Source organism: Lysobacter sp. (assembly GCF_035655815.1).
Taxonomy (GTDB): domain Bacteria; phylum Pseudomonadota; class Gammaproteobacteria; order Xanthomonadales; family Xanthomonadaceae; genus Lysobacter_J.
This window is the reverse complement of record NZ_DASRTS010000007.1, coordinates 66,931-79,000: the sequence shown is the minus strand read 5'-3', so window position 1 is coordinate 79,000 and position 12,070 is coordinate 66,931. Positions and strand designations below refer to the sequence as shown.

The following is a 12,070-nucleotide window of genomic DNA, read 5'->3' as shown; positions in this document are numbered from 1 at the left end:
TCCGGATCGCCCTGCCCGGCCGTCCTTGGCCGGGCGTTCGCCAGACGCGCGGCAGTGCCGCGCAGCGGTCTGGCTTACCCGTACGGTCCGCCCATCACGGGAAGCACGATGCCGTTGACGTACGACGCGCACACCGGCGCAGCCAGGAACACGTATGCCGGCGAAATCTCTTCCGGCTGCGCCGGTCGGCGCATGTCGCTGGATTGGCCGAACTTCGCGACGTCTTTCGCAGGCCGGTCTGCAGGATTCAGCGGTGTCCACACCGGTCCCGGCGCAACGGCGTTCACACGGATGCCGCGATCGAGCAGATTGCTCGCCAGCGATTTGGTGAAGGCATGGATCGCGCCCTTGGTGGCGGAGTAGTCCAGCAGTTCCTTGCTGCCGAACAGCCCCGTCTCGGATCCGGAGTTGATGATGCAGGCACCGCCCTGCATGTGCGGCAGCGCCGCGCGCGCCATGTGGAAGTAGCCGGCGATGTTGGTCTGCAGGGTTTCCTGCAGGTGTTCCTCGCTCAGCTCCTCCAGCGATTTCGTGTGCAGCTGGAAGGCCGCGTTGTTGACCAGCACGTGCAGCCCGCCGAAGGCTTCGACGGTGGCCGCCACCGCGCGTTCGCAGAAGCGTGGATCCTTCACGTCGCCGGGAATCAGCAGGCAGCGCTGGCCTTCCTTCTGCACGGCCTTGCTCGTTTCCTCCGCGTCCTCGTGCTCGCTGAGGTACACGATCGCCACGTCCGCGCCCTCGCGCGCGAACAGCACCGCCACCGCGCGGCCAATTCCAGAGTCGCCACCCGTCACCAGCGCGACGCGTCCTTCCAGTTTGCCGCTGCCGCGGTAATCCGGCGCCAGATAGCGCGGACGCGGATCGAGTTCGTGCTCGTGCCCCGGTTTGTCCAGGTGCTGCGGCGGCAGTGGATTCTCCGGCTGGCGGCGTTCGCCGGCCTGCACCGCGCTCTTCTTCGCCGCCTTCTTCGCCTTGTCGCGTGCGTCGACCTGTGTCTGGATGGAACGCTGCCGCGCCGCGGTGGCTTCCGCGCCGGACGCGGGTTTCTTTTCCTTTGCCATCTCGTCTCCCGCTCACACAAGCGCCCGGGCGAAGCCGCCCGGGCGCATTTACCGGACCACGGTGTTACTTCGTGCCGCCCTTGGCGACCTTCAGTCCGCTGGAGTCGACGCTCTTCACGCCCTTGATGTTCTTCGCCACGGACACGGCCTTGTCGGCCTCGGCCTTGCTGGAAACGGTACCGCTGAGCTTCACTGTGCCGTTGGTGGTATCCACGTCGATGGTCGTACCGGGCACGTCGGACGTGGCCATCAGGTCGGCCTTCACCTTGGTGGTGATCCAGGTGTCGTTGACGGGCTGCGCGGAATCGCCCTCTTCCTCGGCTTCGGTCGTCTGCGGACGGTCCTGCGCGCTGGCAAGCATCGGCACGGACGCCATCAGCGCAGTTGCGCCAAACAGGGCAGCAAACACTTTCGCATTCGCACGGATCTTCATACGCATCCTCCCATTAAGGTGCCGCCAGTTTGTGCACGCTTGCGTATCGCGACGTGAAAACACCGATAGCCGCCTGTTCCGCAACAGGTGGCGTTCACCGAGGCGAAACCGATGTGACGCGGCGAGGGGGAGGCACTCGCCGTCGTACGACGCGCGCGCATCAGCATCGGACCGGCAGGAGCCCACGGATGGCCGCCCCACCCGCCGCCCGGCACGAATGAGCCGGCCCCACGGGGCAGATCGCCCGGCGCGGTAAACTGCCCGCATGAAGATTTTCAAGGTATTCACCCTGGAAGCCGCACACCGGCTTCCCAACGTGCCGCCGGGGCACAAGTGCGCGCGCCTGCACGGCCACAGCTTCCGCGTCGAGATCCACGTGGAGGGCGACATCGATCCGGACGCCGGCTGGGTGATGGACTTCGCCGACGTGAAGACGGCCTTCCAGCCGCTCTACGACCGGCTCGACCATCACTACCTCAACGACATCGAAGGCCTCGAGAACCCCACCAGCGAACGCCTGGCGGTGTGGATCTGGGAGCGCCTGAAGCCCGAGCTTCCGCTGCTGTCGGAAGTCGTCGTGCACGAGACGTGCACCTCGGGATGCAGTTATCGGGGGTGAGCGACCGCGCGCCACTGGCGCGCGGTCGCGAACGCCCGTCCATGGATGGACGGGCCGGGCGCTCCGAAGCCCGCTGCGCAACGCCATGGATGGCGGCGGTTGCTCCACCGCAGGCGAGCTTGCCTTTGCCTCTGCTCGTCATTCCCGCGAAGGCGGGAATCCCCCTAGGCCCGCTGCAAGGCTGAGGGACAGGTCCTGAGCCGGGAGTGGGAGTGCGCTCGCGTTACGGGCCTGGATCCCGGCCTTCCCCGGATGACGGTGGGAGGATGAGTGTCTCGCCGACCACTACTCACCTTGTGGCAACAACGCCGCCACCCACTTCAGCTTGCGGCAGCAACAACACCTGCTCACTTCACCTCCGGCCGCAGCAGCGAGCCGAACGTCAGGTACCACGAGCTCTCGCCCTCGTCGTTGCCGCCGTAGGCCAGGAACATCGGCCCCAGCGGCGTGCTGAAGCCGACGAAAAGGCTGCCCGCGACGATCAGGTCGTCCGTGTTCACCTCCTCCCGTAACGGCCACACGTTGCCGGTCTCCAGGCTGGCACCGACGTACATCGGCAGCGAGAACAACCGGCTGGTGTTGCCCGTGCGGCGGTACATCACGGCGCGGGCCAGTACCGTCTGGCTGCCGAACAGCGCGCGCTCGTCGAAACCGGAGAGGTTGAGGAACCCGCCCAGGAATCCCTGCGTCTGGAAGAAGTTGTCGTCTTCCAGCGCGCTGTGCAGGTGCGCGCCAAGCAACAGGTGGTAGCGGCCCCACGCCTGCGCCCAGTCCGCGGTGACGCTGGCCACGTTGCCTTCGACGTTGGCTCCCATCGTTTCGTAGTAGGTCTCCAGGTCCGCGCTCACGCGCAATCCCTGCGTGGGGAAGTTCACGTTGTCCAGCGTGTCCCACGTGGCGTTGTAGAACACGCCGGCGTACTCCTCCTTGGTGCCGGTGAAATCGCTGGGGTTGCCGATGAGCAGGTCGCCGCGATCGCGGCCGCGCACCAGCGCCGCACTGACGCGCCACTCCGGTTGCGGCGTCAGCCCCGCCTCGATCGATACCTGCCGCCGATTGATGCGAAACTCGGCCAGCTGGTCGCCATCAATCCATAGCGGCAACGACTCGTTGCGCAGTTCCAGCGACGGCTGCAGGTAAAATGCCCCGGTCTGGCCGAACGGCTGGTAGTACTCCGACAACAGTCCGGTTATGCGGCCCAGTCGCAGTACGTTGCGCCACTCAGCGCCCAGGTCGTTGATGTCGTTGAAGGTCAGTTCGGCCGAGACCATGTAGTTGTTGCGGCCGTTGAAGTTGTCGTCCAGCTGGAAACCCAGCTTGCCGAAGGCGGACCACGGCTTCTCCGCCGGGATGATCTCCAGACCGTGTTCTCCGTCGCGCTCGACCAGGCGGTAGTCAATCTGCTGGAAGCGGCCATCGCCGTAGGCCGTGCCGATGGTCTTCTCGACGCGCTCGGATTCGTACGGCTTGCCCAGGTTGTCGGCGACGGCGCGTTCGACCTGGCGCATGGCCGAGGGCGAACGCCCGTGCACGACTTCCAGGAACGACACGAGCTTGGGATCGAATTCGCGCCGCTGCTGGCGTGCGCGGTGCGCGGCATACGTCGCCTCGTCCACCGAGAACCTGCGCAGTTGCGGCAATGCCGCCTCCGCTGCGCGCTCGCCAATCGCGATGGCCTCTTCGCCACGGTCGAACTGCGCGGCGGTGATGTCGCCGAGTTCGGGGCGGATGAGCACGTCGTCCTCGTCCAGCGAATCCAGCATGCGCCGCGTCTTCTCGGTCATCAGCGCCGAGATCATCTGGTCCATGATCACCAGCGGATTGGTCAGCGCTTCCTCCTTGTGCAGCGGCGAGCCGACGTCGACCACGATCAGGTGCTGCGCGCCCATCTCGCGCACCACGTCCACCGGCACGTTGTCGACCATGCCGCCGTCCACCAGCAGGCGGTCGCCCACCCGCACCGGCGCGAACGCGCCCGGCACCGACATGCTCGAGCGGATCGCCAGCGCCAGGTCGCCGTCGGAGAACACCACCTTCTCGCCGGTCACGATGTCGGCTGCGACGGCTCGGAAAGGAATGGGCAGCTGGTCGAAATCCTGCACGTCCCACGTCGACACCGTGAGGCGGCGCATCAGCATCAGCAGCTTCTGTCCCTGCACGATGCCCACCGGCAGCACGACGCGGCCGTCGACGTAGCCGATCTCCAGGTTGAGCAGGTAGCGGAAGTCGCTGTCCTTGCGCCGCATCGGCTGGCCCGGCCGCGGCGGGTCGTCGACGAACATGTCCGCCCAGTCGATGGTGCGGATCAGGTCCTCCATCTCCGCCGGCGTGAACCCGGTGGCATAGAGCCCGCCGACGATCGATCCCATGCTGGTGCCGGCGACGTGGCACACCGGGATGCGCTCGCGTTCGAGCACCTTGAGCACGCCCACGTGCGCGGACCCGCGCGCTCCGCCGCCGCCCAGCACCAGACCGACACATCCAGGCTCGGCCGCGACGGGCGCGGGTGCCGTCTGCTGCGCCATGGACGGCATCCAATACCCGGCAAGGAGCAGGCCTGCAAGGAACAGGAAGGCCCGGCTGAGCCATCTCCGGGCTGGAGGAGACGGCATAGCAGGTCGGAAACAGGCGTCGTCGGGCGGAATCATCGTCTCGTCATCCTTTTGCGTGATTCTCCGGCCGGCCGGCGCGGCGGCTCGATTCTGCCATCCGCCCGTGACTCCCCCAACGGGACCTGAGCCGCATTCCCGTCTTGTTGCACCGCAACAAAACGTGGGTTATGCTGCACCGCACAATCCGACCTCCCTCCCGGATTGCCCCAGGAGTCCGCCATGTACCAGCCGTTCAACGAACAGTTCGCCGCCGCGACGCGTCAGTTCGCGGACACGGCCGCACAGGTCAACCGCCTGGCGCTGGACAACGCCGAGGCCGTGTTCGGCCTGCAGCTGTCGGCCATCGAGGATCGCGTCAACGCGACCTTCGCCTTCCTCGGCGAAGCCGCCGAAGCCCGCGATTTCGATTCCCTCAAGACGCTGTGGCCGAAGGGCGCGCAGATCGCCCGCGAGAACCTCGAGCGCGGCATCGCCACCGGCCAGGAAGTATTCGGCCGCAACCTCAAGACCCACGGTGCGATCACCGAACTGGCCAAGTCGCAGTTCGAAGCCGCCGCCCGCGGCGTGCAGGCCGGCGTCGAGACGACCGTCAAGAACGCCACCAAGCCGGCGGCCGCCAAGTAACGATTTCGATTTCTCTCTTCTAATTTCCGTCTCTCTCCCGCCACCCCTCCCGGCGGTACTGGAAAGCCCGGCAGCGATCCTGCCGGGTTTTTTGTTGCCTGCGCGAAGCCGCAGTACGCAAGCCGAACAAGGCGCATCGCCGCGCCCGCGCCGCTCGCCTTCAATTCCCTCCCGGACATCCACCGGCCCCGCGAGTTGCGCCGTGGTCGCGCCGCACCTAGGCTTCGGCTGGCCGCGCACGTCCGCGATGGCGCGGTGAACGATGGGGATCGTTCGGGGCTCCGCAGAGCTTCATCACAATCAGGGGAGAAGCATGGGAAAGCCTTGGATGTTCCTGTTGGCCGCGTGCGTGCTCGCGTTGACGACGGCCCTGCCCGTCGCGGCGCAGGGGAGCGACGCGGATCCGTTGGCCAAGTTGCCGTGGCAGGTGGGTCCGACCAAGGGCCAGGTGGGCAACCGCGCCACGATCGACGTGCCGGACGGTTACGTGTTCCTGGGCGCGGACGGCACGCGCAAGCTCAATGACCTGATGGAGAACCCGCCCACCGGCGCGGACGAGTACACGATCGCACCGCAGGACCTGCGGTGGTTCGCCTATTTCACCTTCGATGAAGTGGGCTACGTGAAGGACGACGACTCGCTCGATGCCGAGGACCTTCTTTCATCGATCAAGAAAGGCACCGAACAGTCGAACGAGGAACGTCGCAGCCGCGGCTGGGACACGATGACCATCGACGGCTGGAGCTTCAAGCCGCAATACGACAAGCAGCTCAACTCGCTGGAGTGGGCCATCCTCGCCCACGCCGACCAGTCCAAGCACAAGATCGTGAACTACAACACGCGGCTGCTCGGTCGCCGCGGCGTGATGCAGGTGATCGTGGTGTCCGATCCGGAAGGGCTGGACAAGGCGGTCGCGCAGTTCAAGTCGCTGATGCCCGGCTACGCCTACAACGACGGCGAGAAGTACGCCCAGTTCAAGGAAGGCGACCATATCGCCGAGTACGGCCTGGCGGCGCTGGTCACCGGTGGTGCGGCGGCCGTGGCGTCCAAGAAGGGCTTCTTCGCCGCGATCGCAGTCTTCCTGGCCAAGATGTGGAAGCTGTTGTTGATCGGCCTGGTCGCGGTCGGCGCGGCCATCCGCAAGCTGTTCAGCGGAAAGGACTCGTCCGCACGATGAACCTGCCGATGGAGGTCCTGTTGGTGGCGGGTGTGTACGCCCTCTACCTGCAGGACTCCGCGCTGCTGCTGCATTACGACGAGGTCGTGCTGACGCACGGCCGACGGTGGACGGCATCCGTCGGCGGACCGCTGGAGTTCCGCGGCCGCCGACTGCATCTGCCCGATCCGTGGACACCCACCCGGGCTATCTTCCGCGCCAGCTGGCTGGGCGAGCCGACCGGCGGGCGGCGAACACAGCGGCCGCATTTCCTCGCCGCCTTGCGCGCCGTGCATCCCGGTTGTCGCGCGTTGTGGGCCCTGATGCTGGTCGGACTGCCGCTGCTGCTGTGGGCATTCCCGCATCCGCTGGCGCTGCTTGCGCTGGCGGTGTCGATCTATGCGGTCACGCTGGGGCTCGCGATCCAGGTCTGGCGCTATCGGCGCGCGTTCGAACTGTCAGGGCGCGACGCGCTGTCGATGGGCTTCGAACTGCTGTGTTGCCCGCCGCATGCCATCAACGTGGTGCGGCGGCTATCGCTGCGGCGCGGGCTGGGCGAGGACGCGATGCACGTGGTGCGGCGCAGCCTCGACGACGACGACGCGCGCGAGGCCTGCCGGCAGATCCGCGAGCGCCTGTCGTACGCGTTCGATTTCCATGGGGAACGGCCCGATCTGGTGGCGGCGCGCCAGCGACTGGAGGAACAGGCATGAACTTCAACGAATGGGCTGTCGTCATCGGCGGCGGCGCTTTGGGTTACTGGCTCGTGGCGGTCATGTGGCCGCACCTGCGCGGCGGCCGCACCATGTCGGCGCCACTGCCCGCACTGGTCCAGGCACGGTTGTGGCACGACGAGCTGGGCGTATCGCGCGACGCCGACCGCGACACCATCGAGGCGGCGTATCGCGCGCGGCTCGACGAGCACCGGCCCGAACGCATCGCACAGCTCCCGGCGGAGCTGCAGGAGCAGGCGCATGCGCGCAGGATGAAACTGGAGCTTGCTTACGACGCGGCCCTTCGCGATCTGGAATGGCTGCGGCCGCGCACGGACTGAACGCTGCGCGATCGACTGCAACAAAAAAGCCCGCCATCACGGCGGGCTTCTTCGTTGCGGCGCGAGCGACGGTCAGGTCGCAGGTCGCGGCGCGGGTTCTTCCTCGTCGCGTTCGATCACCGGCTTCTCGTCCATCTTGTCGCCCAGCAGACGACGCACCGCGACGTAGAACACCGGAATCAGCAGCAGGCCCAGGAAGGTCGCGAAGATCATGCCGCCGATCACGCCGGTGCCGATCGCGTGACGCGAGTTGGCGCCGGCGCCGGTCGAGATGGCCAGCGGGAACACGCCCATGATGAAGGCGAACGAGGTCATCAGGATCGGGCGGAAGCGCAGGTGCGCGGCCTCGATCGTCGCCTCCCGCAGCGTCTTGCCGTGCTGGCGCTGCTCGATGGCGAACTCCACGATCAGGATCGCGTTCTTGGCCGCCAGACCGATCACGGTGATCAGGCCGATCTTGAAGTAGATGTCGTTGGGCAGGCCGCGCATCAGCGAGAACAGCACCGCGCCCAGCGCACCCAGCGGCACCACCAGCAGCACCGCCACCGGCACCGACCAGCTCTCGTACAGCGCCGCAAGGCACAGGAACACCACCAGGATCGACAGCGCGAGCAGCGCCGGCGCCTGGTTGCCGGACAGGATTTCCTGGTACGACTGGCCGGTCCAGTCGTAGCCGAAGCCTTCCGGCAGGTCGTTGTCGACGATGTTCTGCATGGCCGTCATCGCTTCGCCCGAGCTGTGGCCCGGGGCCTGCGAACCGACGATCTCCACCGCGGCGTAGCCGTTGTAACGGGTCAGCGATGGCGAGGCCATGATCCAGTGCGGCTTGACCACGTTCGACAACGGGATCATCGAACTGGTCTCGTCCTCGGCGTTGGTGGTCAGCGGGCTGGGCGTGTAGAAGCGCGTCAGCGATTCCGGACCGGTGCGGTACGGCGCGTCGGCCTGCATGGTCACGCGCTTCACGCGGCCGGCATCGACGAAGTCGTTGACGTACACCGGCGCCAGCATCAGCTGGATGGCGCTGTAGATGTCGCCCACCGACAGGCCCATCGACTGCGCCTGCACGCGATCGACGTCCAGGCGCAGCTGCGGCGATTCCTCCAGCGCGTTGGGACGCACCGCGGTCAGCGCCGGGTTCTGGCCCGCCTTGCCCAGCAGGATGTTGCGCGCGTCGGTCAGGGCCTCGCGGCCCTGGCCGGTGCGATCCTGCAGGTACATATCGAAGCCGCCGAACTGGCCGAGGCCGCTCACGGTCGGCAGGTTGATCACGAAGATCTGCGCATCACGGATGCCGAACAGCGCCATGTTTGCGCCCTGGATGAACTCCGAGGCGGTGACGTCGCGGTCGTCCCACGGCTTGAGGCGGATGAAGGCGATACCGACGTTCTCGCCCTGGCCGACGAAGCTGAAGCCGGCCACGGTGAAGATGCCGTCGAAGCCGTCCTGCTTCTGCATCGTCTCGCGCACCTGGTCCAGCACGGCGTTGGTGCGGTTGATCGTCGCACCCGGCGGCAGGTTGATCAGGGCGATGGCATAGCCCTGGTCTTCTTCCGGCAGGAAGCTGCCGGGCATGCGCGTGAACAGGAAGCCGCACAGCACCACCAGCAGGCCGAACACCATCATCCAGCGCGGCGTGTGCTTGATCGCGCTGCCGATGTGCCCGACGTAGGTCTTGGCGACCTTGTCGTAGTACTTGTTGAAGGTGCGGAAGACGAAGTTGTCGCGATGGTGGTCGGCCGTCGGCTTCAGCAGCGTCGCGCACAGCGCGGGCGTGAAGCCGAGCGCGAGGAACGCCGAGAAGAACATCGCCATGGCGATGGTGATGGCGAACTGCTTGTAGATCTCGCCGGCCGAACCGCCCTGGAACGCCGACGGGATGAACACCGCCGCCAGCACGACTGTGATCGCCACGACCGCGCCGCTGATCTGCGTCATCGACTTGCGCGTGGCCGCCTTTGGCGACAACCCTTCCTCGGTCATGATGCGTTCGACGTTCTCGATCACCACGATCGCGTCGTCCACCACGATGCCGATGGCCAGCACCATGCCGAACAGGCTGAGCTGGTTGATGGTGAAGCCGATGAAGTACATGCCCAGGAACGTGCCGAGCAGCGCGATCGGGATCACCAGCGTGGGGATCAGCGTGGCCCGGAAGTTCTGCAGGAAGATCAGCATCACCAGGAACACCAGCACGATCGCCTCGAACAGCGTCTTGATCACTTCCTTGATCGAGACGGCGACGAAGGTCGAGCTGTCGTACGGCGAGAACCACGTCACCCCGTTGGGGAACGTGGCCTGCAGTTCGTTCATGCGCGCGGTGACGGCTTCGGCCACGCCCAGCGCGTTGGCGCCCGGCGCCAGCTGGATCGCGAAACCGGCTGCGGGCTTGCCGTCCCAGCGGCTGTCGAAGCCGTAGGACGTCGCGCCCAGCCCCACACGCGCCACGTCGCGCAGGCGCACGGTGGTGCCGTCGGTGTTGGTGCGCAGGATGATGTTGCCGAACTGCTCGGGCGTGCTGAAGCGGCCTTCGGCCGACACGGTGGCGGTGAAGCCCTGGCCTTCCGGTGCCGGATCGGCGCCGATCTTGCCCGCCGCGAACTGCACGTTCTGCCCACGCACCGCCGCCAGCACCTGGCTGGCCGACAGGCCGAAGCCGCGCAGCTGGTCGGGGTTCAACCAGATGTTCATCGCGTATTCGCTGCCGAACAGCTGGGTGCTGCCCACGCCCGGCACGCGCGCGATCTGGTCCAGCACGCGCGAGGCGATGATGTCGCTGAGCGCGTCGCGGTCCATCGTGCCGTCTTCGGAACGCAGCGCGACCACCTTCAGGAAGCCGGCGTTGGCCTTGGCCACGACGACACCCTGCTGCGTCACTTCGGTCGGCAGGCGCGGGGTCGCCAGCGCGACCTTGTTCTGCACCTGCACCTGCGCGATGTCGGGGTCGGTGCCCGGCTCGAAGGTCAGCGTGATGTTGCTGCCGCCGCTGGAGCTGGACGAGGAGCTGAAGTAGACGAGGTTGTCGATGCCCGTCAGCTGCTGCTCGATGACCTGCGTGACCGCGCTCTCAGCCGTCTCGGCGCTCGCGCCGGGATACGAGGCCGACACCGTCACCTGCGGCGGCGCGATGCTCGGATAGGACTCCACGCCGAGGTTCAGGATCGCGAGCACGCCGCATAGCGAGATCAGGATCGCGATGACCCAGGCGAAGACCGGGTGGTTGATGAAGAATCTGGACATGGCGGGGGATTAGTCCTTCGAACCCTGGTCCTTGGCGGCCTGGTCCTTGCCGGCTTCGGCCTTCGCGGCCGCGGGTTGTGCCTGGCCGGCGGCATTCGCCGGGGTCGCCTTGGCAGGCTGGCCCGGCTGTGCGCGCTGCACGCCCGAGACGACCACCTGGTCGCCCGCGGTCAGGCCACTGGTCACGACCCAGTTGCCGCCCTGCTGGCGATCGACGGCCACGTCCTTGCGCGCCACCTTGCCGTCCGCGCCCACCACGAGCACATAAGCGCCCTTGGCATCGCGCAGCACGCCGGTCTGCGGCACCAGGAACGCGTTAGGCTGCAGGCCGAGCGTGGCCTTCAGCGTCACGAACGTGCCGGGCAGCAGGGTCTTGTCCGGGTTGGGGATGCGCGCACGCAGCGCGATCGCGCCGGTGGCCGGATCGACGATGTCGCCGGAGAAGTCCAGCGTGCCCTGGTGCTCGAACGGCGTGCCGTCCGGCAGCAGCACCTGCACCTTCGCTTCGCCCGCGCCGGTCTGGGCACGGCGGACGCGCTCCAGCTCGGAGACGCTGAGCGAGAAGTTCACGTACAGCTGGTCGATCTGGTCGACCGTGGTCAGCAGCGTCGCGGTGCCCTGGCCGACCAGCGCGCCTTCGGTCACCTGCTGCTTGCCGGCGCGGCCGCTGATTGGCGCCGTGACGGTGGCGTAGCCCAGGTTGATGCGGGCATTGGCCAGCGCGGCCTCGGCCTGCTTCACCGACGCGCCGGCACTGCGCTCGGCGGCCAGCGCGTTGTCCAGGTCCGACTGCGAGACGAACTTGTCCGGCGCCAGGCGACGCGCGCGATCGGCGGCGGCCTTCGCATTGGCGTAGTTGGCCTGCGCCGAGGCCAGCGAGGCCTGCGCCTGGCCGACCTCGGCCTGCAGCGGCGCCGGATCGATGATGAAGAGCACCTGCCCGGCCTTGACGTCGCTGCCTTCCTCATAGACGCGGCGCTGCAGCACGCCCGGCACGCGCGCGCGGACGTCGGCGCTGCGGAACGCGGCCACGCGGCCAACCAGATCCTTCTGCAGCGGGATGTCGGCCGGCTGGACCTTCACCACGCCGACTTCCGGCGGGGGCATGCCACCGCCCTGCTGGGCGTCATCCTTGCCGCCGCAGGCGGACAACACGAGGGCCAACGCGGCGGCCAACGCCACCGTGCGCAGGTTCTTGACCATGGGGGAAGACTCCGATTCCGTCATGTACGAGCGTTGCAGCTCAGATTGGTTCTAATTCCTATACCGAT

At 67.1% G+C, this 12,070-nt stretch carries 10 protein-coding genes; 5 read left to right on the top strand and 5 right to left on the bottom strand.

What is annotated here, in order from left to right:
* Nucleotides 1-74: 74 nt before the first annotated feature.
* Nucleotides 75-1,061, bottom strand: a complete 987-nt coding sequence (locus tag VFE83_RS01280; protein ID WP_324903051.1) for an SDR family oxidoreductase — start codon at nucleotides 1,059-1,061, stop codon at nucleotides 75-77.
* Between the two features lie 64 nt (nucleotides 1,062-1,125).
* Nucleotides 1,126-1,494 (bottom strand): BON domain-containing protein, encoded by a 369-nt coding sequence (locus tag VFE83_RS01275; protein ID WP_414674668.1) that lies wholly within the window; start codon nucleotides 1,492-1,494, stop codon nucleotides 1,126-1,128.
* A 265-nt stretch (nucleotides 1,495-1,759) separates the two neighbouring features.
* Between VFE83_RS01275 and queD the strand changes: the two genes are divergently transcribed.
* Nucleotides 1,760-2,113, top strand: coding sequence for a 6-carboxytetrahydropterin synthase QueD (gene queD / locus VFE83_RS01270; protein ID WP_324903050.1), 354 nt, complete (start codon nucleotides 1,760-1,762; stop codon nucleotides 2,111-2,113).
* Between the two features lie 347 nt (nucleotides 2,114-2,460).
* Here queD and VFE83_RS01265 read toward each other — a convergent pair whose 3' ends face one another.
* Complete coding sequence (locus VFE83_RS01265; RefSeq protein ID WP_324903049.1) at nucleotides 2,461-4,638, bottom strand: patatin-like phospholipase family protein; 2,178 nt, start codon at nucleotides 4,636-4,638, stop codon at nucleotides 2,461-2,463.
* A gap of 306 nt (nucleotides 4,639-4,944) precedes the next feature.
* Between VFE83_RS01265 and VFE83_RS01260 the strand changes: the two genes are divergently transcribed.
* From VFE83_RS01260 to VFE83_RS01245, 4 genes are all read left to right on the top strand, one after another.
* Nucleotides 4,945-5,349, top strand: coding sequence for a phasin family protein (locus VFE83_RS01260; protein WP_324903048.1), 405 nt, complete (start codon nucleotides 4,945-4,947; stop codon nucleotides 5,347-5,349).
* Between the two features lie 313 nt (nucleotides 5,350-5,662).
* Nucleotides 5,663-6,526 carry a DUF2167 domain-containing protein gene (locus VFE83_RS01255; protein ID WP_324903047.1) on the top strand — a complete coding sequence of 288 codons (864 nt, stop codon included), beginning with the start codon at nucleotides 5,663-5,665 and terminating at the stop codon, nucleotides 6,524-6,526.
* Nucleotides 6,523-7,218 carry a hypothetical protein gene (locus VFE83_RS01250; RefSeq protein ID WP_324903046.1) on the top strand — a complete coding sequence of 232 codons (696 nt, stop codon included), beginning with the start codon at nucleotides 6,523-6,525 and terminating at the stop codon, nucleotides 7,216-7,218. Before VFE83_RS01255 ends, VFE83_RS01250 begins: the two co-directional genes overlap by 4 nt.
* Complete coding sequence (locus VFE83_RS01245; RefSeq protein WP_324903045.1) at nucleotides 7,215-7,559, top strand: J domain-containing protein; 345 nt, start codon at nucleotides 7,215-7,217, stop codon at nucleotides 7,557-7,559. Before VFE83_RS01250 ends, VFE83_RS01245 begins: the two co-directional genes overlap by 4 nt.
* 72 nt (nucleotides 7,560-7,631) lie before the next feature.
* Here the strand turns inward: VFE83_RS01245 and VFE83_RS01240 are convergent, their stop codons facing one another.
* The gene (locus VFE83_RS01240) at nucleotides 7,632-10,799 is read right to left on the bottom strand and encodes an efflux RND transporter permease subunit (protein WP_324903044.1); all 3,168 of its coding nucleotides are present in this window, start codon (nucleotides 10,797-10,799) and stop codon (nucleotides 7,632-7,634) included.
* A gap of 9 nt (nucleotides 10,800-10,808) precedes the next feature.
* The gene (locus VFE83_RS01235) at nucleotides 10,809-12,002 is read right to left on the bottom strand and encodes an efflux RND transporter periplasmic adaptor subunit (protein ID WP_324903043.1); all 1,194 of its coding nucleotides are present in this window, start codon (nucleotides 12,000-12,002) and stop codon (nucleotides 10,809-10,811) included.
* Nucleotides 12,003-12,070 lie beyond the last annotated feature (68 nt).

Bases quoted from the DNA above. Each gene is read 5' to 3' on its own strand.
- VFE83_RS01280 (WP_324903051.1), bottom strand. From the start codon at position 1,061: ATGGCAAAGGAAAAGAAACCCGCGTCCGGCGCGGAAGCCACCGCGGCG.
- VFE83_RS01275 (WP_414674668.1), bottom strand. From the start codon at position 1,494: ATGAAGATCCGTGCGAATGCGAAAGTGTTTGCTGCCCTGTTTGGCGCA.
- queD (WP_324903050.1), top strand. From the start codon at position 1,760: ATGAAGATTTTCAAGGTATTCACCCTGGAAGCCGCACACCGGCTTCCC.
- VFE83_RS01265 (WP_324903049.1), bottom strand. From the start codon at position 4,638: ATGGCGCAGCAGACGGCACCCGCGCCCGTCGCGGCCGAGCCTGGATGT.
- VFE83_RS01260 (WP_324903048.1), top strand. From the start codon at position 4,945: ATGTACCAGCCGTTCAACGAACAGTTCGCCGCCGCGACGCGTCAGTTC.
- VFE83_RS01255 (WP_324903047.1), top strand. From the start codon at position 5,663: ATGGGAAAGCCTTGGATGTTCCTGTTGGCCGCGTGCGTGCTCGCGTTG.
- VFE83_RS01250 (WP_324903046.1), top strand. From the start codon at position 6,523: ATGAACCTGCCGATGGAGGTCCTGTTGGTGGCGGGTGTGTACGCCCTC.
- VFE83_RS01245 (WP_324903045.1), top strand. From the start codon at position 7,215: ATGAACTTCAACGAATGGGCTGTCGTCATCGGCGGCGGCGCTTTGGGT.
- VFE83_RS01240 (WP_324903044.1), bottom strand. From the start codon at position 10,799: ATGTCCAGATTCTTCATCAACCACCCGGTCTTCGCCTGGGTCATCGCG.
- VFE83_RS01235 (WP_324903043.1), bottom strand. From the start codon at position 12,002: ATGGTCAAGAACCTGCGCACGGTGGCGTTGGCCGCCGCGTTGGCCCTC.